The organism is Pseudonocardia sp. Ae331_Ps2 (assembly GCF_001932405.1).
GTDB lineage: Bacteria > Actinomycetota > Actinomycetes > Mycobacteriales > Pseudonocardiaceae > Pseudonocardia.
Genome location: NZ_MCIM01000001.1, coordinates 1,197,148 through 1,216,595, shown reverse-complemented (window position 1 = coordinate 1,216,595; position 19,448 = coordinate 1,197,148). Strand labels below are relative to the sequence as shown.

16 protein-coding genes and 1 pseudogene are annotated in these 19,448 nt (G+C 73.8%); 11 read left to right on the top strand and 6 right to left on the bottom strand.

Annotation, left to right across the window (positions count from 1 at the left end):
- Window positions 1-4 precede the first annotated feature (4 nt).
- Window positions 5-1,018 (top strand): tryptophan--tRNA ligase, encoded by a 1,014-nt coding sequence (gene trpS, locus Ae331Ps2_RS05690; RefSeq protein ID WP_075310254.1) that lies wholly within the window; start codon window positions 5-7, stop codon window positions 1,016-1,018.
- Window positions 1,019-1,061: 43 nt separating this feature from the next.
- The gene (yhjD, locus tag Ae331Ps2_RS05685) at window positions 1,062-2,126 is read left to right on the top strand and encodes an inner membrane protein YhjD (protein ID WP_083696184.1); all 1,065 of its coding nucleotides are present in this window, start codon (window positions 1,062-1,064) and stop codon (window positions 2,124-2,126) included.
- A gap of 317 nt (window positions 2,127-2,443) precedes the next feature.
- Here yhjD and Ae331Ps2_RS05680 read toward each other — a convergent pair whose 3' ends face one another.
- Entirely contained in the window at window positions 2,444-3,769 is a 1,326-nt protein-coding gene (locus Ae331Ps2_RS05680) for a D-alanyl-D-alanine carboxypeptidase family protein (protein WP_075310256.1), read from the bottom strand.
- Between the two features lie 79 nt (window positions 3,770-3,848).
- Here Ae331Ps2_RS05680 and Ae331Ps2_RS34160 point away from each other — a divergent pair, with 79 nt between their 5' ends.
- Window positions 3,849-4,037, top strand: coding sequence for a PT domain-containing protein (locus tag Ae331Ps2_RS34160; protein WP_139319213.1), 189 nt, complete (start codon window positions 3,849-3,851; stop codon window positions 4,035-4,037).
- Here the strand turns inward: Ae331Ps2_RS34160 and Ae331Ps2_RS05670 are convergent.
- A complete protein-coding gene (locus Ae331Ps2_RS05670) occupies window positions 4,015-4,464 on the bottom strand; it encodes an SRPBCC family protein (protein ID WP_075310258.1) in 450 nt (149 codons plus the stop codon). The genes Ae331Ps2_RS34160 and Ae331Ps2_RS05670 overlap by 23 nt on opposite strands.
- Before the next feature lie 193 nt (window positions 4,465-4,657).
- Between Ae331Ps2_RS05670 and Ae331Ps2_RS05665 the strand changes: the two genes are divergently transcribed.
- From Ae331Ps2_RS05665 to Ae331Ps2_RS05640, 6 genes and pseudogenes are all read left to right on the top strand, one after another.
- Window positions 4,658-5,806 carry a BMP family protein gene (locus Ae331Ps2_RS05665; RefSeq protein WP_083695272.1) on the top strand — a complete coding sequence of 383 codons (1,149 nt, stop codon included), beginning with the start codon at window positions 4,658-4,660 and terminating at the stop codon, window positions 5,804-5,806.
- Window positions 5,718-7,314: pseudogene (locus Ae331Ps2_RS05660) on the top strand (ABC transporter ATP-binding protein). The gene Ae331Ps2_RS05665 and the pseudogene Ae331Ps2_RS05660 overlap by 89 nt, the downstream one beginning before the upstream one ends.
- Window positions 7,311-8,390, top strand: a complete 1,080-nt coding sequence (locus Ae331Ps2_RS05655) for an ABC transporter permease (protein ID WP_020627201.1) — start codon at window positions 7,311-7,313, stop codon at window positions 8,388-8,390. The pseudogene Ae331Ps2_RS05660 and the gene Ae331Ps2_RS05655 overlap by 4 nt, the downstream one beginning before the upstream one ends.
- Window positions 8,387-9,622 (top strand): ABC transporter permease, encoded by a 1,236-nt coding sequence (locus Ae331Ps2_RS05650; protein ID WP_075310260.1) that lies wholly within the window; start codon window positions 8,387-8,389, stop codon window positions 9,620-9,622. The genes Ae331Ps2_RS05655 and Ae331Ps2_RS05650 overlap by 4 nt, the downstream gene beginning before the upstream one ends.
- 39 nt (window positions 9,623-9,661) lie before the next feature.
- Window positions 9,662-10,063 (top strand): cytidine deaminase, encoded by a 402-nt coding sequence (locus Ae331Ps2_RS05645; RefSeq protein ID WP_060714343.1) that lies wholly within the window; start codon window positions 9,662-9,664, stop codon window positions 10,061-10,063.
- Entirely contained in the window at window positions 10,060-11,346 is a 1,287-nt protein-coding gene (locus Ae331Ps2_RS05640) for a thymidine phosphorylase (protein WP_075310262.1), read from the top strand. The genes Ae331Ps2_RS05645 and Ae331Ps2_RS05640 overlap by 4 nt, the downstream gene beginning before the upstream one ends.
- 58 nt (window positions 11,347-11,404) lie before the next feature.
- Here Ae331Ps2_RS05640 and Ae331Ps2_RS05635 read toward each other — a convergent pair whose 3' ends face one another.
- Window positions 11,405-12,229 carry an enoyl-CoA hydratase/isomerase family protein gene (locus tag Ae331Ps2_RS05635; RefSeq protein ID WP_075310264.1) on the bottom strand — a complete coding sequence of 275 codons (825 nt, stop codon included), beginning with the start codon at window positions 12,227-12,229 and terminating at the stop codon, window positions 11,405-11,407.
- A 247-nt stretch (window positions 12,230-12,476) separates the two neighbouring features.
- Between Ae331Ps2_RS05635 and murJ the strand changes: the two genes are divergently transcribed.
- Window positions 12,477-14,462 (top strand): murein biosynthesis integral membrane protein MurJ, encoded by a 1,986-nt coding sequence (gene murJ, locus Ae331Ps2_RS05630; protein ID WP_075329697.1) that lies wholly within the window; start codon window positions 12,477-12,479, stop codon window positions 14,460-14,462.
- 273 nt (window positions 14,463-14,735) lie between these two features.
- Here the strand turns inward: murJ and Ae331Ps2_RS05625 are convergent, their stop codons facing one another.
- On the bottom strand, window positions 14,736-16,061 hold the full coding sequence (locus Ae331Ps2_RS05625) for a hypothetical protein (RefSeq protein ID WP_075310268.1): 1,326 nt from the start codon (window positions 16,059-16,061) through the stop codon (window positions 14,736-14,738).
- 186 nt (window positions 16,062-16,247) lie between these two features.
- Here Ae331Ps2_RS05625 and Ae331Ps2_RS05620 point away from each other — a divergent pair, with 186 nt between their 5' ends.
- The gene (locus Ae331Ps2_RS05620) at window positions 16,248-17,351 is read left to right on the top strand and encodes an adenosine deaminase (RefSeq protein WP_020625439.1); all 1,104 of its coding nucleotides are present in this window, start codon (window positions 16,248-16,250) and stop codon (window positions 17,349-17,351) included.
- Here Ae331Ps2_RS05620 and Ae331Ps2_RS05615 read toward each other — a convergent pair.
- Together Ae331Ps2_RS05615 and Ae331Ps2_RS05610 are read right to left on the bottom strand one after the other, a co-directional pair.
- Window positions 17,348-18,610: a primosomal protein gene (locus Ae331Ps2_RS05615; RefSeq protein ID WP_075310270.1), complete on the bottom strand. Its 1,263-nt coding sequence runs from the start codon at window positions 18,608-18,610 to the stop codon at window positions 17,348-17,350. The genes Ae331Ps2_RS05620 and Ae331Ps2_RS05615 overlap by 4 nt on opposite strands.
- A gap of 85 nt (window positions 18,611-18,695) precedes the next feature.
- Complete coding sequence (locus tag Ae331Ps2_RS05610) at window positions 18,696-18,932, bottom strand: hypothetical protein (RefSeq protein WP_010230125.1); 237 nt, start codon at window positions 18,930-18,932, stop codon at window positions 18,696-18,698.
- Window positions 18,933-19,448: the final 516 nt, after the last annotated feature.

Here is a 19,448-nt window from a genome sequence, read left to right as displayed (position 1 = left end):
GGGCATGAACGACGCCCACCGTCCCCGGGTGCTGTCCGGGATCCAGCCCACGGCCGACTCGTTCCACCTCGGCAACTACCTGGGTGCGCTGCGGCAGTGGGTGGCCCTGCAGGACGACCACGAGGCGTTCTACTGCGTCGTGGACCTGCACGCGATCACGGTGGAGCACGACCCGGCCGAGCTGGCCCGGCGGACCCGGGTCGCGGCCGCGCAGCTCCTCGGGCTGGGGCTCGACCCGGACCGCTGCACGCTGTTCGTGCAGTCGCACGTGCCGGAGCACGCGCGGCTGTCCTGGATCCTGGAGTGCATCACCGGCTTCGGCGAGGCCGGCCGGATGACCCAGTTCAAGGACAAGTCCGCCAAGCAGGGCACCGACCGGGCGACGGTCGGGCTGTTCACCTACCCGATCCTGCAGGCCGCGGACATCCTGCTCTACCAGGCCGACCGCGTCCCGGTCGGCGAGGACCAGCGCCAGCACCTGGAGCTGACCCGCAACCTCGCGCAGCGGTTCAACCACCGGTTCGGCGAGACGTTCCGGGTGCCCGAGCCCCACATCCCGCAGGCCACGGCGAAGATCTACGACCTGCAGGACCCGACGGCGAAGATGAGCAAGTCGGCGTCGTCGCCCAGCGGGATCGTCGAGCTCCTCGACCCGCCGCGGACCTCGGCGAAGAAGATCCGCTCCGCGGTCACCGACAACGAGCGCGAGATCCGCTTCGACCCGGAGAACAAGCCGGGCATCGCGAACCTGCTCACCATCAACGCGGCGATGACCGACCGGAAGGTCGCCGAGGTCGAGGCCGAGTACGTCGGCCGCGGCTACGGCGACCTGAAGAAGGACCTGGGCGAGATCGTCGCCGCGTTCGCGGAGCCGTTCGCGGAGAAGGTGAACGGCTATCTGGCCGACCCGGCCGAACTCGACCGGGTGCTCGCCCGCGGTGCCACCCGTGCGCGTGAGGTGTCCGGCGCGACACTGGCCGCGGTTCACGAGAGGATCGGGTTCCTCCCGCCCGTCTGAGCCGCGCGCCCGGGGCGGGGAGTACCACCGAACCGGGGGAATGATGGCCGAGAACCGCGCCGCCACGATCGCGCACCGGCTGGAGACCGACGAGGAGGAGACCGACACCTTCCTCGACCGCCAGCGGGAGAAGCATCCGTGGCTGGACCACCTGGTGCGGGCGGGGGAGCGCTACACCGAGAACCACGGCGACCACTACGCCGCGGCGATCACCTACTTCTCGATCCTGGCGCTGGTGCCGCTGCTGATGGTGGGCTTCGCGATCGCCGGTTTCGTGCTGCGGGGGAACCCGGATCTGGTGGCGCAGCTGCGGGACGGCATCACCAGCGCCGCTCCCGGCGACCTCGGCCAGACGCTCGGGCAGGTCGTCGACACCGCGATCAACCGCGCTGGCGCGATCGGCGCGGTCGGTCTGATCGGTGCGCTGTACTCCGGCATCGGCTGGATGAGCAACCTGCGCGAGGCGCTGACCGAGCAGTGGGGTCAGCGCGACGAAGCCCCACCGATGATCAAGCGGCTCGCGTTCGACCTGCTCGCCCTGGTCGGTCTGGGGCTCGCCCTGGTGGCGTCCTTCGCGATCGCCTCGGTGACCGGGGCACTCGGCTCGTCGCTGCTCGGCCTGGTCGGTCTCGGTGACGTGGGCTGGGCCCGGTTCCTGCTCAGCGTCCTGTCGTTCCTGGTCGGCATCGGCGGGAACTGGCTGGTCTTCCTGTGGGTGATCGCGCGGCTCCCGCGCGAGCCCGTCACCCTGCGCAGCGCGGTGAAGGCGGCGCTGCTCGGCGCGATCGGGTTCGCCATCCTGCAGCGCGTCATGGTCGTCTACCTCGCGACCATCGGCGCCTCACCGGCCGGGGCCGCGTTCGGGTCGATCCTCGGTCTGCTCATCTTCATCTTCTTCACCTCCCGGTTCCTGCTGTTCGTCACCGCCTGGGCCGCCAGCGCCGAGGAGAACGACCAGGGTCCCCGCGACCTGCCCGCCCCGGCGATCATCCGGCCGCAGTACGTCGTCCGCGACGGTCCGGGCGCGCTGGCCTCGGCGGGCCTGCTGACCGCGGGCCTGATCGGTGGAGCGCTCGGCCTGCGGGTCCTGGGGCGCCGACGGCGCTGACCGGGTAGGGCGCTGACCGCGGACGGCGCTCACCGGTGCGGCGCCGGCTCGGGCGCGGCGCCGCCTGCGGAACGGTGGCCGTCGTGCGGGTCGTCCGCGGGGCTGTGGGGACGGGGCCCCACGAACTCGCTTACCCGGTAAGCGACTACGCACCAGGCGCCCCCGCGTCCCGCGCCCGGCCCCGGGGTGCCGGGGAGATCAGGAGTGGGATCCCGGGCGGGGCCCGACGAACGTCCAGCCGGCGAACGGTGCGTGGAGGAGAGTCCCCAGGCCGCCGCGGTGGTCCGTGCGTCCGCAGATCGTCGTCCGGGCCCGGGTCAACGACCCCGGCGCAGCCGCGCGGCCACCAGCGCCCCGACGCCGGCGAGCGCGGCGACCCCGCCGACCAGCACCGCGGCCGGAACCGGCGGGGCGCCCGCGGGATCCGGGGCGTCGGCCGTCGTCGCCTCGTCGGTGCGCCCCGTCGCCCCGTCCGCGCCTCCTCCGGACGCCGATGTCGCGCCGTCGGCACCGCCGGCGGGGGCCGCGACGCCCGGGGTCGTTCCCGAGCCGTCGGCGGAACCGGTGGTGCCGGGCTCGACCAGCGTCCCGATCCCGGTGGCCGGGGCGCCGAAGCCCCAGTCCAGCAGGGCCCGGGCCTGGTCGACCATCCGCACCGGCCGTTGCTCGCCGCGCACCACGGCGACGACCAGGCGTCGCCCGTCGCGCTCCATCGCGCCGACGAAGGTGTGCCGGGCGGCGTCGGTGAAGCCGTTCTTCCCGCCGAGGAAGCCGGGGGTGCCGAGCAGCCGGTCGTCGTTGCCGAGCAGGAAGCCGGGCTTGTCGGCGAACCCGGGGAAGGGGATGTTCCGGGTGGTCAGCGCGGCCGCGATCCGCGGCCGTTCCAACGCGGCGCGCAGCAGCAGGCTCAGGTCGTAGGCCGAGGAGGACATCCCCGGGCCGTCGAGACCGGCGGGCGTCGCGGGGCGGGTGTCGAGTGCACCCAGGCCGGCGGCCTCCTCACGCATCGCCGCCAGCGTCGCCGGGACGCCGCCCAGCTCGCGGGCCAGGGCGTTCGCGGCGTCGTTGCCCGAGGACAGCAGCAGCCCGTGCAGCAGCTGGTCGACGGTGTAGCGCCCACCGGGGCCGATCCCGGCCCGGCTGCCGTCGACGTTCGCATCCTCGGTGGTGCCCACGACCACCCGGTCCATCGGCAGCCGCTCGTCGACGACCAGCGCGAGCAGCAGCTTGATCGTCGACGCCGGACGTTCCCGCGCGTGCGGGGCCCGGGCGGCGAGCACGGCACCGGAGTCGAGATCGGCGACCACGTAGGACGCCACCCCCACGGGCGGGGGCGGCACCGACCCGGCGTGGGCGTCACCGCAGCCGTCGAGCCCGCCGACCGCCGGCGACGGCACGGGCAGCGGGGTGACCGGCGCCGTCTCCTCCCGAGCGGGCGGACCGGGCGGGGCGTCCTGGCCCGGACATCCTGCTGTCGCGGTGACCGTCGCGGCGCCGGGCACCCCGCTCGGGGCCGCCGCGGTCCCGGAGGCGGCGGCCGCGGTCCCGGGGTGTCCGAGCAGCGTCAGCACCACGAGCAGCGGCACCACCACGAGGAGCGCGAGCGGCGTGGCACGGCATGCACGTCCTGGGGAGGCGGTCACCGGTGCAGCATGGCCCACCGCCGCACGTCGTCGCACCGGACCGCCGGGGACCGGCACTGCGCGCCGCGGCCTCCGGACGATGATCGCCAGGAGTGGAGCGCCCCGGCGAGTGCACTGCGTCCCGCGCTCCACTCCTGGCGATCATGCCCGGCCGCCGGTCGTGCCCAGTGCCCAGCCCAGTGCCCAGCCCAGTGCCCAGCCCAGTGCCCAGCCCAGTGCCCAGCTCAGTGCTCAGTGGTCAGGGGTCACTGCTCGACGATCTCCTTGACCCGGTCCAGGCTGCGCTCCAGCCCGTCGCGCATCAGGGTCTCGCGGTCCCGGCCCAGGATCCCGCTGCGTTGCAGCAGCCGTACCGGCAGCGCCGCCTCGCCGACCTTCTCCCGCCAGGCGACGACGGTCGTCGCCCCGTCGCCCGCAGGCTCCAGGACCCAGCCCCAGGCCGTCCGCGACTCGGTCACGACGAAGGTGAACCGGTGCGGCGGCTCGCACTCGGTGACCCGGCAGTGCGTCGACCAGCGGATCCGGCCGTTCCGGTTGCCGCCGGTGAATCGCGCACCCACCGCGGGCCCGGTCGCGTCGCCCCGCCACCGCCCCCCGGTGGCCTCCGGGCTCCACTCACCCGCCCGGGTGATGTCGGAGACCAGCTCCCACACCCGCTCCGGCGGCGCCTGCACCGTACGTTCCGCGCGATCCATCGGTCCTCCTCGACGACAGCGGTCACCTCCCGGTACAAGATCGTCCGGGTGCGCGGACGGTACCGTCCGTCAACCGCTCGACGATTCCGCGTCACGGCCGTGTTTCGAGTTCTGCCGAAACCGTTGTCCAGCAGTTACGGTCCCGTCCGGACACGCGCCGCCGACCGGTGGCGCCGGAGGGGGAGGACACCTCGTGCGGATCAACCAGCGCATCGGAGGCAGGGGCCGGTACGCGACCGCGATCGCGCTCGTGGCCGCGGCGGCACTCACGCTCGCGGGGTGCGCGCGCGACACGGGCGGGGGCGGCGGGGCCCAGGCCGGGGAGTGCGAGCGCGTCGCGCCGCCGTCGGTCCCGGCCGCGTCGGCCCAGCCGGCGCCGGAGGCCCCGAAGGCGGACGCGAGCAGGCTGAAGGTCGGGCTCGCCTACGACATCGGCGGCCGCGGCGACGCCTCGTTCAACGACGCTGCTGCCGCCGGGCTCGACCGCGCCGTCGCCGAGCTGGGCCTGCAGAAGGCCAACACGCGTGAGGCCACCGCCCAGGCGGGCGAGAGCGAGGACGCCGGCACCAACCGCCTGCGCCAGCTCGCCCAGAGCGGGTTCAACCCGATCATCGCGGTCGGCTTCAACTACGCCACCGGCGTGAAGACCGTCGCGACCGAGTTCCCGAACGTCCAGTTCGCCATCGTCGACGACGACACGGTGGAGCTGCCGAACGTCAAGCCGCTGGTCTTCGCCGAGGAGCAGGGCTCGTTCCTGGTCGGTGCCGCGGCGGCGCTGAAGACCTCGACCTGCAAGGTCGGGTTCATCGGCGGCGTCGACAACCCGCTGATCCAGAAGTTCGACGCCGGCTACGCGCAGGGCGCCAAGGCCGTCGCGCCGAGCATCGACGTCGAGTCGGCCTACATCTCCCCGGCGGGTGACTTCACCGGCTTCAACGACGCCACCCGCGCCACCGAGATCGCCTCCGGCCAGTACGACGGCGGTGCCGACATCTCCTTCGCCGCGGCGGGCCAGTCGAACCAGGGTGTCTTCGCCGCCGCGCAGACCGCGCAGAAGAAGGCGATCGGCGTCGACTCCGACCAGTACAACTCGCCGCAGCTGACCCAGGTCCGCGACACGATCATGACGTCGATGATCAAGCGGGTCGACGTGGCGGTCTACGACTACGTCAACGCGGTCGCGGGCAACACGGTCGCCCAGCTCCCGGCGCGGTTCGACCTCGCCAACAACGGTGTCGGCTACTCCACCTCCGGTGGCCAGGTCGACGACATCGTCCCGCAGCTCGAGGCGTACAAGGCCGCGATCATCGCCGGACAGATCGACGTCAAGTCCACGAAGTGACCGAGGAGCGCCACGCGGTCGAACTGCGCGGGATCACCAAGCGGTTCCCCGGCGTCGTCGCGAACGACGGCGTGGACCTCACCGTCACCCACGGTGAGGTCCACGCCCTCTGCGGCGAGAACGGGGCCGGCAAGTCGACCCTGATGAAGATCCTCTACGGGATGCAGACGCCCGACGAGGGCACGATCGTCGTCGACGGGACGGACACGCACTTCCGCAGCCCCGCCGACGCCATCGCCGCGGGGATCGGGATGGTCCACCAGCACTTCATGCTGGCCGACAACCTGACGGTCGCCGAGAACGTGCTGCTCGGTGCCGAGCGCCTGCACGGCATCGGGAAGGCGGCCCGCGCGCGGATCGCCGAGCTGTCCGCGACGGTCGGGCTCGCCGCCCGGCAGGACGCGCTCGTCGAGCACCTCGGCGTCGCAGACCGGCAGCGCATCGAGATCCTCAAGGTGCTCTACCGCGGTGCCCGCACGGTGATCCTCGACGAGCCGACCGCGGTGCTGGTCCCGCAGGAGGTCGACGAGCTGTTCGCGACCGTGCGCGCGATGCAGGGCGACGGCTACACGTTCCTGTTCATCTCGCACAAGCTCGACGAGGTCCGCGCGGTCGCCGACCGGATCACCGTGATCCGGCGCGGCCGCACGGTGGGCACCGCGGACCCGCGGACCGTCACCAACCGCGAGCTGGCGGAGATGATGGTCGGCTCGGAGCTGCCCTCGCCGGAGACCCGCGACTCGACCGTGACCGACCGGGAGGTGCTGCGCGTCGAGGGGCTGGGGCTGCCGAGCCCGGACGGCGGCCGCGACCTGCTCGACGGCGTCGACCTCGTCGTGCACGCCGGTGAGGTGCTGGGCATCGCCGGCGTCGAGGGCAACGGCCAGACCGAGCTCGTCGAGACGGTCATGGGCATGCGCAGGCACGCCCGTGGCCGGGTGCTGCTCAACGGCACCGACATCTCGGCGGCGTCGACGATGTCCCGCCGCGAGGCCGGCATCGGCTACGTCCCCGAGGACCGGTCCCGCCACGCCCTGCTCGGCGAGCAGCCGCTGTGGGCGAACCGGATCCTCGGGTTCCAGTCCCGGCCGCCGATCGCCCGGCGCGGGCTGCTGGACACCGCCGCCGCGCGCACCGACACCGAGCGGATCGTGCGCGACTTCGACGTCCGCACCCCCGGCATCGACGTCATGGCCGCCGCGCTGTCCGGCGGCAACCAGCAGAAGCTCGTCGTCGGACGGGAGCTGTCCGGCGACCCGGTGCTGCTCATCGCGGCCCACCCGACCCGTGGCGTCGACGTGGGCGCGCAGGCCGGGATCTGGGCCGAGCTGCGTCGGGCCAGGGCCGCCGGGCTCGCGGTGCTGCTGGTCTCGGCCGACCTGGACGAGCTGATCGGCCTGTCCGACACCCTCGCCGTCATCTCCGGCGGGCGGCTGGTCGGCACCGCCGATCCCGCGACCGTGACCCCCGAGGAGCTGGGTACCAAGATGACCGGAGCAGCCACGTGAGCCGGCTGCGGGGCGCCGTCGTCGCGCCCGTACTGGCGATCGCGGTCGCCGCCCTGCTGTGCGGGGTCGCGCTGGTGATCAGCGGGGCGTCGCCGTGGACGGCGGTCACGACCATCCTCGGGCAGGTCGGGTCGGGCACGGTCGTCGTGGACACCGTGAACTCCGCCGCCGTCTACTACCTCGCCGCGCTGGCCGTCGCGATCGGCTTCCAGATGCGGCTGTTCAACATCGGTGTGGAGGGCCAGTTCCGGGTCGCCGCCTGCGTCGCCGCGATCGTCGGCGGGACGGTGGCGCTCCCGCCGGTCCTGCACACCGTGCTGATCATGGTGGTGGCGCTGCTGACCGGTGCGGCCTGGGTCGCGATCCCGGCGCTGCTCAAGGCCTACCGCGGGGTCTCCGAGGTCATCTCGACGATCATGCTGAACGCGATCGCCACGGGGCTGATCGCCTACCTGATCCGCGCCGAGACCTTCGGCGAGCTGCGGGGCAACAACATCACCACCCCGCCGATCCCGGAGTCGGGCTGGTTCCCCGGCATCGGGGTCGGCAACGGCGAGATCTTCGGGATGGTGTTCGTCGCCGCCGCGCTGGGCGTGGGCTACTGGTTCCTGCTCGGGCGCACCCGGTTCGGTTTCGAGCTGCGCGCCTCGGGCGAGTCGGCGACGGCCGCCGCGACCGGCGGGGTGAACGCGCGCCGCACGATCGTCGTCGCGCTGCTGCTCTCCGGCGCCGTCGCCGGGCTGGTCGGGCTGCCCGAGCTGCTCGGGCGCGACCACGCCTACACGCTGTCCTCGCCGCAGGGCTACGGCTTCACCGGCATCGCGATCGCGCTGCTGGGACGCAACCACCCCGTCGGCATCGCGCTGGGCGCGCTGCTGTGGGCGTTCCTGGACAAGTCCGCGGTGGCGCTCGACGTCGTCGGCATCCCGCGGGAGATCGTGCTGATCATGCAGGGCCTGATCGTGCTGTCGGTGGTCGTCGCCTACGAGATCGTCCGCCGGGTCGAGCGGCGGGCCGAGCAACGGCGGGTCGCCGCCGCGGCTCCCGCACCGCAACCCGCGGAGGTGTCGTCGTGACCGCGGTCGGAGAACGTGCGCGGACCCTGCCCGGCTGGGCCCGGTCGGCGCTGATCGCGGCCGCGCTCGTCGCGGGCCTGGCGATCACGGTGACGCTGACCGGCCAGACCCAGCTGACCTCCGGCGGCACCGCGTCCGCCGCGGTCCGGCTCGGGCTGCCGATCCTGCTCGCCGGCCTGGGCGGCCTCTGGGCCGAACGCGCCGGGATCATCAACATCGGCCTCGAGGGCATGATGGTGCTCGGCACCTGGGGCGCGGCCTGGGCCGGCTACCAGTGGGGCCCGTGGGCGGCGATGCTCGGCGGGCTGGTGTTCGGCGCGCTCGGCGGGCTGCTGCACGCCGTCGCGACGGTGACGTTCAACGTCAACCACATCGTCTCCGGCGTCGCGATCACCCTGCTCGGCACTGGCCTGACGAAGTACCTGGCCACGCTGGTGTTCACGCCGGTCTCGCAGAACCCGCGCCAGTCCCCGCGGCTGCAGGGGTTCACCGAGTTCTCGATCCCCGGGGTCTCCGACGGCCTCGCGGCGCTGCAGGCCCAGCAACGGGTGTTCGTCTCCGACCTCGCCGGGCTGCTGTCCGGGCTGGTCACCGGCCTGACGCCGATCCTGATCATCGGGGTCGCGCTGGTCCCGGTGAGCTACCTCGTGCTGTGGCGGACGGCGTTCGGGCTGCGGCTGCGCAGTGCGGGCGAGTCGCCGGTGGCCGCGGAGTCGCTCGGTGTCAACGTCGTGCTGCACAAGTACGTCGCCGTCACGATCTCCGGCGCGCTCGCCGGGCTCGGTGGCGCGGCGCTGGTGCTCAACCCCGGCCAGCTCGGCTACCTGGAGAACCAGGTCGGCGGCCGCGGGTACATCGGTCTCGCCGCGATGATCTTCGGCAACTGGCGGCCGGCCGGGCTGCTCGTCGGCTCGGCGCTGTTCGGCTACGTCGACGGCCTGCAGCTGCGTGCCGGGGGCGAGGCGGTGCACGCGCTGCTCTACGGCGCGACGCTGGTCGCGGTCGTCGTCGCGGTGCTGTGGGCGATCCGCCGGATGTGGACCGCCGCCGCCGTCGCGCTCGTCGCGGGGCTGCTGGTGTACGCGATCTACTGGTCGGTCGACACCGTGCCGAGCGAGTTCGCCTCCTACGCCCCGCAGCTGGTGACGCTGATCGTGCTCGCGGCGGCCTCGCAACGACTACGGCCACCGGCCCGGCTCGGCGAGCCGTACCGGCGCGGGGAAGGACGCTAGATGGCAGGTGGGGGACCGTCCGGAGCGGGCGCGGACATGATGCGGCCCGACGCGCCCGTCCCGGACTGGGACGCCCTGCGGGCCGCCGCGGTGCAGGCCGCGGCCTGGGCCTACGCGCCCTACTCCCGGCTGCACGTCGGCGCGGCCGCGCTCGTCGACGACGGGCGGGTCGTCACCGGCTGCAACGTCGAGAACGCCTCCTACGGCCTCGGCGTCTGCGCCGAGGTGACCCTCGCCGGGCAGCTGCGCCTGTCCGGCGGCGGGCGGCTGCTCGCGGTCGCCTGCCGCTCCGGCGACGGCGACCTGCTCATGCCCTGCGGCCGCTGCCGCCAGGTGCTCCACGAGTTCGGCGGCGCCACCCTGCTCTGCGACACCCCGCGCGGGGTGCTGCCGTTCACCGAGGTGCTGCCCGACGCGTTCGGCCCGGAGGACCTGCCGTGAGCTTCTCCGCGGTCGAGGTCATCGCCGCCAAGCGCGACTGCCGCACGCTGTCGAAGGCCCAGATCGACTGGGTGGTCGACGCCTACACCCGCGGTGAGGTCGCCGACGAGCAGATGGCCGCGCTGGCCATGGCGATCCTGCTCAACGGCATGGAGCCCGGCGAGATCGCGCACTGGGCCCAGGCGATGATCGACTCCGGTGAGGTCCTCGACTTCGGCGACGTCGGACGCCCGCTGGTCGACAAGCACTCCACCGGTGGCGTCGGCGACAAGATCACGCTGCCGCTGGCGCCGCTCGTCGCGGCCTGCGGGGCCGCGGTGCCGCAGCTGTCCGGGCGCGGGCTCGGCCACACCGGCGGCACCCTGGACAAGCTGGAGGCCATCCCCGGCTGGCGCGCGTCGCTGACCACCGACGAGATCGCCGAGCAGCTCCGCGAGGTCGGCGCGGTCGTCTGCGCGACGACGCCGACGCTCGCCCCCGCCGACCGGCGGCTCTACGCGCTGCGCGACGTCACCGGCACCGTCGAGTCCGTCCCGCTGATCGCCAGCTCGATCATGAGCAAGAAGCTCGCCGAGGGCACCGGCGGGCTGGTCCTCGACGTGAAGGTCGGGTCCGGGGCGTTCATGAAGACCCTGCCGCGCGCCGGGGAGCTCGCCGACACGATGACCGCGATCGGCGCCGCCCACGGCCTGCCGACCACCGCGCTGCTCACCGACATGTCCCGCCCGCTGGGCCGCTGCGTGGGCAACGCCCTGGAGGTCGCCGAGTCGGTCGAGGTGCTGCGTGGCGGGGGGCCCGCCGACCTCGTGTCGCTCACCGTCGCGCTGGCCACCGAGATGCTCGCCCTCGCCGGTCTGCCCGACGCGGACCCGGCCGCGGTGCTCGCCTCGGGCGCCGCCCACGACGTGTGGGAGCGGATGATCGCCGCGCAGGGCGGTGACCCGTCCGCGCCGCTGCCGGTGGCCGCGCACGTCGAGACGGTCGTCGCCGAGCGGTCCGGCACCTTCACCGGTGCCGACGCGCTCGCCGTGGGCACCGCGGCCTGGAAGCTCGGGGCCGGGCGCGCCCGCAAGGAGGACCCGGTGCAGGCCGGGGCCGGGGTCCGGCTGCTGGTCGGCCCCGGCGACGAGGTCCGCGCCGGGACACCGCTGGCCGAGCTGCACACCGACGACGCCGACCGGCTCCCGGCGGCCCGGCGGCTGCTCGCCGGCGCGGCGCTGCTGATCACCGCGGACCCGCCGCCGGAGCGGGACCTGGTGCTGGACGTCCGCCGGGGCGGCTGACCCGCCCGGCCGGGCGTCGTGCGGTCCCCGGACGGCGGCCGGGTCTCCCGGGCGGGCGTCACCGACCCCGGTAGGTCGCCCGTCCGGGACCGTCGGCGAGGAACGAGGCCACCGCACCGCGCAGGTCCTCGCTCGCGAACAGCGGCCCGGAGACCTGGGGCAGTACCGCGTCGGCTGCGCGGACGCCGTCGCGCACCGCGGTCGACACGAGCTGCTTGGTGGCGGCGTGCGCGACCGTCGGGCCCGCGGCGAGACGACGCGCGTACTCCCGGGCGGCCTCGGCGAACCCCTCGTCGGGCAGCACCCGGTTGACCACGCCCCACTGCTCCAGCCGAGCGGCCGGATACCGCTCACCGCCGAACACCAGCTCCTTCGCCCGGGTGGGGCCGGCGCGCTCGGCGAGCCGCTGCGGGCCGCCCATCGAGGGCGTGAGCCCGACGACGATCTCGACCAGCCCGAACGACGCCTGCTCGGCGGCGACGATCAGGTCGCAGGCCAGGGCCAGCTCGAAGGCGGCGGTCAGGGTCAGGCCGTGCGCGGCGAACACCGTCGGTACGGGCAGGTCCTCCAGGGTCTGGGCGAGCCGGATCAGCCGGGCCCACAGCGCGGTGCCCTCCCCGACCGGGTCGGGGCCCTCGGCGATGTCGCGGAACGTCTCCACCTGCACCCCGGCCGACACCACGCGGCCGCGGGCCTCCAGGAGCACGGCGCGGGCGCGGTCGGCGCGGCCGGGCGCGGTCAGCGCGACCAGCTCGGCCACGGCCCGCTCGAACCCGGCGAAGACGGACTCGTCGAAGAGGTTGAGCGGCGGACGGTCGAGGACGACGGCGACGTCGCCGTCGCGCTCGACACGGACGGGGGCGGCGGGTGCGGGAGTGGTCACCGGGCCATCCTGCGTCGCGGCGACGCACGGTGCGGCCCCGGCCCGCCTCCGGCCGCCTCGCGTGGGCCGCGACACGCCCGCGGCTGCGCCGTGCCGCCGGGCGGGTGCGCCCACCGGTGGGTGACGGCCCAGGACGGCACACGACGGCACACGACGGCCCAGGACGGGACGGCACAGGACGGCGCAGGACGGCACGGGACCGGGCGGGCGTCGGCACGACGATTCCGATCCGGCACGATGGACCACGATGCGTGAGGACCGACGAGCGGCGGAGCGGGCGCCCCACCCCGCGGTGGTACGGCACGAGCCGCTGCCCCGACCGGTGATGGGCGCGGACCCCCGACGGACCCCGCGGACGCCTCCCGAGGGCGCCGCCGAGGTGACCCGTCCGCTCGGATCCGGCCGGGTCCCCGACCCGGGGGAGCCGACGACCCCACTGGGACCGGTCGCCGACCCGAGCTCTCCTGCCGGACCGACGGGTGGCCGGCCCCCGGCGCCCCTGAACGGCGCCGCCGTGGGCCCGGGAACGTCGTCGAACGGCACCGCGTCGACCGGGGACGCCCCCGGGGGCGGGGCACCGGTCCCGGGGACATCCGCGGACGGCTCCGCCGCCTCGACGCCGTCCGGCGGGACGGAGCGCACCGGGTCGCTCGTCCGCTCCTCCGGCATGATCGCGATCGCGAGCCTGGTCAGCAGGATCACCGGCTTCGTCCGGAACCTCGCGCTGGTCGCGGTGTTGGGCTTCGCGGTCGTCAACGACTCCTACACGATCTCGAACACGCTGCCGAACATCGTCTACGAGCTGCTGCTCGGCGGGGTCCTGACCAGCGTGATGATCCCGGTGCTGGTCCGCGCCCAGTCCGAGGACGCCGACGGCGGCGAACGGTTCACCCGGCGGCTGCTGACCGTCGTCGGGGCGGCGTTGCTGGTCGCGACCCTGATCGCGATGGCCGCCGCCCCGCTGCTGACCAGGCTCTACCTCGGTTCGGGGGACAACGGGCAGGCCAACCCGGCGCTGGCCACGGCGTTCGCCTGGTTGCTGTTGCCGCAGATCTTCTTCTACGGCATCGGTGCGCTGCTCGGCGCGGTCCTCAACTCGAAGCAGGTGTTCGGGCCGTTCGCCTGGGCGCCGGTGCTCAACAACGTCGTCATGCTGGGCGTGCTCGTGGTCTACGTCCTCGTGCCGGGGGAGATCTCGGTCGACCCGGTCCGGATGGGCGACCCGAAGCTGCTGGTGCTGGGCATCGGGACGACGCTCGGCATCGTCGTGCAGGCGCTGGTCCTGATCCCCTTCATGCGCAGCATCGGGTTCCGCTACCGCCCGGTGTGGGGCTGGGACCCGCGGTTGTCGCTGGCCGGCGGGATGGCCCTGTGGATCGTCGCCTACGTGCTGGTCGGGCAGGCCGGCTACATCGTGACCACCCGGGTCGCCGCCTCGGCGTCCGAGGGGTCGGTCGCGACCTACATGAACGCGTGGCTGCTGCTCCAGGTCCCCTACGGCGTGCTCGGCGTGTCGCTGCTGACCGCGCTCATGCCGCGGATGAGCCGGGCCGCGGCGAAGGGCGACGTCGACCAGGTCGTCACCGATCTCTCGCTCGGCGCCCGCCTGTCCACCGTCGGGCTCGTGCCGATCGCGGCCGTCATGACGGCGTTCGGCCCGGCCCTGGGCACCGCGCTGTTCTCCGTCGGCGCGGGCAGCGGGGCCGGGGCGGAACGCCTCGGCCAGGCCGTCGCATGGTCGGCGTTCGGGCTCCTGCCCTACGCGGTCACCATGCTGCAGATGCGCGTGTTCTACGCGATGACCGACTCCCGCACCCCGACCCTGATCCAGGTCGGCATGGTCGGGGTCAAGATCCCGCTGCTGCTGGCGTGCCCGCTGCTGCTCCCGCCGGAGCAGGTCGTGCTCGGCCTCGCCGCGGCGAACGGGCTCTCGTTCGTCGGCGGTGCCGCGCTCGGGCAGTGGCTGCTGCGTCGTCGCCTCGGCCGGGCCCGCTCCGGTGAGGTGCTGGTCTGCCTGGCGAGGGTGGCCCTCGCCTCGGCCGCCGCGGCCGTCGTCGCCTGGGGGATCACCCGGCTCGTGGACCCGGCGCTCGCGGACTGGCCGGACGTCGCCCGGGCCTGGACGCTGCTGGTCGGGGGCACGCTGATCGCCCTGCCCCTGGCCGTGGTCGCGATGCGGGTGCTGAGGGTCCGGGAACTCGACGCCGTCTTCCGGCGCTTCGCCCGCCGCTGACCCGGGGCGGCACCCGTTCCCCGGCGCGCCCTCGTCCCCGGCGCGCGTGTCCCGGGCATGTCCCCGGCGCGTCCTCTCCAGTACGTCCCCCGCCGCGTCCCTCCGGTGCGCCTACGGCCGTGGCGCGGGGCCGGGTGCCGGGCGGGGCCGAGATCCAGGCCGGGGGACAGAGAAGAGCCCGGCGGGGATGCCGGGGCCGGACGCGGCGACGCCGCGCCCCGGAGCGGGACGCGGCGTCGCCGTGGTCGTCGTGCGCGCGGACGGCGCGCGGGCTCAGTCGTCCGGGTCGTCGCCGACCAGGTCGGCGGCGGAGGCACCGTTCTGGCTCTTCACCGCGACCTTCGCTCGCCCACGGCGCTGGGCCGGGCGGGGCGGGGGCGGCGGGGCCTGCTGGGCGTACTGCCCACCCCGGCCCATGATCAGCTCCGCGAAGGTCGCCATGGCCTCGTCGAGCTGGCTGGCGTTGCGGCGCTCGGACTCGGCGTTGGCCTTGGTGACCAGGTCGGTGACCGCGCCGGTGTCCGGCCGGTCGCGCAGCACCGTGTCGATGCCGGCCAGCCGGTCGTCGACGCCGGCGGAGAGCGTGGAGACGTCGCCCGTCAGCTTCTCCAGGCGGGTGTCGACCTCCCCGGTCAGCTTGTCGAGGCGGGTGTCGACGTCGCCGGTGAGCTTGTCGAGCTTCCCGTCGACGCTCTCGCCGAGCGCGTCGAACCGGCCGTCCACGGCCTCCGACAGCGACGTCAGCCGCTCGGTGACCGAGCCGTCGAGCTCGCCCAGGCGGTCCTTGAGGGACCCGCCGAGCTTGCCGACCCGCTCCTTGACCGACCCGTCCAGGTCGGTCAGCTTGCCGTCCAGCCCGGACTCGACCGAGTCGAGCCGCGTGCCGACCTCCTCCAGACGGGCGGAGAGGGCCTCCAGCCGCTCGGTGAGGGCGTCGAACGCGGGGGTCGGGTCGACGGCCGGGCGCTGGGCCAGGTCCTCCAGGCGGCGGTGCAGGCCCACCGAGGTGTCGCCCAGCAGGTTGCGCAGGCCCTCGCCGGTCTCCTCGAAGGAGTGCACGGCCGCGTCGAGCTGCTCGCGCACCTGACGCTCGACGCCGTCGATGCGCTCCTTGATCGGGGAGGCGACGGCGTTGGGCATCGCGTCGAGCCGCATCTCGTGCCGGTCGAGCCGGTTGTCGAGGTCGTCGAGGCGCTTGTGCAGGCCGCCCAGGCGGTCGTCCAGGCCGTCCATCCGGCCCGAGACGCCCTCGAGGCGCCCACCCATGCCGTCCAGCCGCCCGTCGAGCTGGGCGATCGGCTTGGCCAGCTTGTCCGGCAGGGACTCGATGGCCCGGGTGATCGCGCCGAGCACGATCTCGGTGTTGTCGAGCTTGGAGACCGTCTCGTCGAGGCGCTCGGCCAGGACGTTCAGCTCGGTCCGGTCGGGGAGCTCGGTGAGTTTCTTGCGCACGGTGCCGATGGCGTCCAGGGCCGCCAGCCGGGCGTGGATCTCGTCGAGGGAGTCGAAGATCTGCTGCTGTTCGCTGTCACGGATCTCGGCCGCCCGCATGAGCATGCCGCGCATCCGGTCGAACGAGAGGTTCGAAGTGTCGCTCATGGCACCTGCTGCGCTTCCTCTGAGCCAAGTGGGGAGTGCCCAGAGGGTAGCGACCGCCGGACGAGGGTCGACGGACGGTGTTGTGTTGAGCCGTCCGGGGCATGTCTCCGCGCCCGGATCGAGTGCCGATCATGGCAGGTCCGGGCGCCGGTCGTCGCGCGCCACGCCGCTCGGTACGGTGCGCGAGTGGCAGATCCCACCGGTCCCGCCCCGGTCACCCCCGACACCGTCCGCCGCGCTCCCAAGGTGCTCCTGCACGACCATCTCGACGGCGGCCTGCGCGTCGGGACCGTCATCGACCTGGCCCGCGAGTACGGCTACGACAAGCTCCCCACCACCGACCCCGGCGAGCTCGCGGCCTGGTTCCTCGGCGCCGCCCACTCCGGCTCGCTGGTCCGCTACCTCGAGACCTTCGGGCACACCGTCGCGGTGCTCCAGACCCGCGAGGCACTGACCCGGGTGGCGGCCGAGGCCGCCGAGGACCTGGCCGCCGACGGCGTCGTCTACGCCGAGGTCCGCTTCGCCCCCGAGCTGCACGTCGAGGGCGGCCTGGACCTCGACACCGTCATCGCCGCCGTCCTCGACGGGTTCCGGATCGGCACCGCCCGCGCCGCGGCGGCCGGCAACACCATCCGGATCGGCACCCTGCTCACCGCGATGCGGCACGCCGCGCGGTCGCGGGAGATCGCGGAGCTGGCGGTTCGGCACCGCGACGCCGGCGTCGTCGGCTTCGACATCGCCGGCGCCGAGAAGGGCTTCCCACCCACCCGCCATCTCGACGCCTTCGAGTACGTCCGCCAGCAGAACGCGCACGTGACCATCCACGCCGGTGAGGCGTTCGGGCTGCCGTCGATCTGGGAGGCGATCCAGTGGTGCGGCGCCGACCGCCTCGGCCACGGCGTGCGGATCGTCGACGACATCGAGGTCCGCGAGGGCGAGCCGCCGCGCCTGGGCCGGCTGGCCGCCTGGGTCCGCGACAGCCGGATCCCGCTGGAGATGTGCCCGACGTCGAACGTCCACACCGGGGCCGCGACGTCGCTGGCCGAGCACCCGATCGGGCTGCTCACCGCGCTGCGGTTCCGGGTCACGGTCAACACCGACAACCGGCTGATGTCGGGCTGCACGATGACCAGCGAGATGTACGACCTGGCCGAGACCTTCGGCTACGGCTGGGACACCCTGCGCTGGTTCACCGTCAACGCGATGAAGTCGGCGTTCATCGGCTTCGACGAGCGGCTGGCGCTGATCGAGGACGTCATCAAGCCCGGGTACGACGCCCTGTCCCGTTAGTGCTCCCGCAGCCGGGCCTCGAGCCCGGCGACGAGCTCGCCCCAGGCCTGCGCCTCCTGGGTGAACGGCGGGCTGGGTGCCATCCGGGTCGGGTCCGGCCGCACGACGAACGACACGAGCCAGCCGAGGCTGCTGGACTCGGCGAGGGCCTCGGCGGGCTCGGGGTCCCCGGCCCACTCGCCGACGTCGGTCAGCAGCTCCGTGGCCAGGTCGAGCTGGACCGGGTCGAGGTCGAGCACGCCGTCGGCGAGGTCCTGGCCGATCCCGGTCAGCACGTAGGTGTTCATGTCCTCGACGCCGCCGTCGAGCTCGCCGACGGCGGCCGCGTCGAGCACCTCGGCGAAGGTGACGGCCGCGGTCAGGTCGGTCCCGGTGACGGCGGGGTGCTCCCGGTCGGCCAGCGCCCGGAACAGCGCGCGCTCGGAGTCGAACACGTCGATCCGGCCGTCGGAGCCGAGGAAGACCGGCTTGTCGTCGAGGTAGCAGCGCAGGCTGACCACGGAGCGGTCGCCGATCTCGATGCGGATCGGGTCGATGCCGACCTCGGCCCAGAAGCCGGTCGGCTCGTCCTCGGCGGCGTCGGCGTCGTCGGTGCCCGCGGCGAGCGCGGCGGCCTCGAGGGCCTCGTCGTCGTCGAGGGGCTGCTCGGCGAGGCGGTCGCGGAGCTCCTGCTCCTCGGCCCGCGCCTTGTCCAGCGCGCCGGCGTCGATCTCCGGAGTGGCGACGAGGTCGTCGACGGCGTCCACGATCCCGTCCCAGTGCGTCGCGATCGCCTCGGACAGCGCGGTCCAGCGCCGGGCCCCGTCACGCCCGGCGAAGGCCTGCTCGCCCTCGCGCAGCAGCGCGAACGTGGGCTCGCCGTCGAGCGCGGCGATCACGTCGGTGAGGTCGCAGACGTCGGCCAGCGACCGGACGATCGAGACGGTCTCGTGCAGCTCCTGCACGGTCGCCGCGTCGGGGTCGGCGGCGGCCAGCTCCGGCAGACCCACCAGGTCGTACCGGTGCACGGCGTCGGGGGTCAGCTCGGCGACCGCGAGACCGGGGACCGCGGACCACGCGGGGTGGTCGACCAGGTCGTGCTCGGGCGCGGTCCGGACGAACGCGGCGAGACCGGCCACCTCGTCGAAGACGAACACGTGCTCGTCGTCGCCGAGGAAGGCTTCCCACTCCTCGCCGTCCTCGCGCCAGGGGGGAGCCCACAGGGTGACCACGTCGCCCCGGGTGAGAGCGAGCCGGATCGGGACGATGTCGCTTGCCACGGGGCGAGCCTATCGTCGCGTCCTTCCGCCGGCCGGTCCCACCACCTCGGGTGTCGCCGGCCCGGCGGATCACGGTCCTGCGGGGTCAGGCCTGGGAGTGCAGTCGGACCACTCCGATGGACACGTCCTCGAGTCCACCCCGGTCGAAGTCGCGGCGCAGCTGATCGGCCTTGATGGTCGCCGTCATCCCGTCGAACGGGCCGTGTGCGTCCACCTCCCCGGTCTGCGGGTCCACCGCCAGAACGACGTATCCGTCGCACTGCGTGAGCTTCTCGGCAGCAGCGATCAACGTCTGCTCCTCGGAAGTCGTGTTCTCCGGCATCGGATCACCTCCTTGTTGTCTAGTACAGCGTCGGCGGTGCCCTCGATGTGACACCGTTTCGGCCATACCACCCGTTCGGGTCAGGTGAATCGCGAGATCGGCGACCGCGTGTGCTGATCGTGGCACTCCTCGCGGTCGGTCACGCGATCCGGGGAACGAGACGTGCTCGGCCGGACACCGTTGGTGATCACGGGTCGGTGCGGAGATCGGCTGTCACGCAAGGTCTGCGAGGGTGTCCCCGGCCTCACCCGGCAGGACGAGAGGGTGCATCCGGCCGGTTCTGGCGTCACTCGTCGGTGAGCGGCTGCTTCTCACGCTTCGTGAACCGTGACACGAACCAGTGTCAACGTTCGTGGATGACGTCCCGGTGTCCTTCCGGTCACGGGACGGCATCGTCGCAGGATGCGCGGCGCGTCCCGGCGGGCGGGGTCCGCCCGCAGCGGGTGACGGCACCGGATCGGTGGGCCGGGCGCCTCCGCACGGGGGATCTCCCGGGGGCCGGACCGCCGTAGGCTG

Coding starts and splice junctions, on each gene's coding strand:
- trpS (WP_075310254.1), top strand. CDS start 5: ATGAACGACGCCCACCGTCCCCGGGTGCTGTCCGGGATCCAGCCCACG.
- yhjD (WP_083696184.1), top strand. CDS start 1,062: ATGGCCGAGAACCGCGCCGCCACGATCGCGCACCGGCTGGAGACCGAC.
- Ae331Ps2_RS34160 (WP_139319213.1), top strand. CDS start 3,849: ATGATCGCCAGGAGTGGAGCGCCCCGGCGAGTGCACTGCGTCCCGCGC.
- Ae331Ps2_RS05670 (WP_075310258.1), bottom strand. CDS start 4,464: ATGGATCGCGCGGAACGTACGGTGCAGGCGCCGCCGGAGCGGGTGTGG.
- Ae331Ps2_RS05645 (WP_060714343.1), top strand. CDS start 9,662: ATGCGGCCCGACGCGCCCGTCCCGGACTGGGACGCCCTGCGGGCCGCC.
- murJ (WP_075329697.1), top strand. CDS start 12,477: ATGCGTGAGGACCGACGAGCGGCGGAGCGGGCGCCCCACCCCGCGGTG.
- Ae331Ps2_RS05625 (WP_075310268.1), bottom strand. CDS start 16,061: ATGAGCGACACTTCGAACCTCTCGTTCGACCGGATGCGCGGCATGCTC.
- Ae331Ps2_RS05610 (WP_010230125.1), bottom strand. CDS start 18,932: ATGCCGGAGAACACGACTTCCGAGGAGCAGACGTTGATCGCTGCTGCC.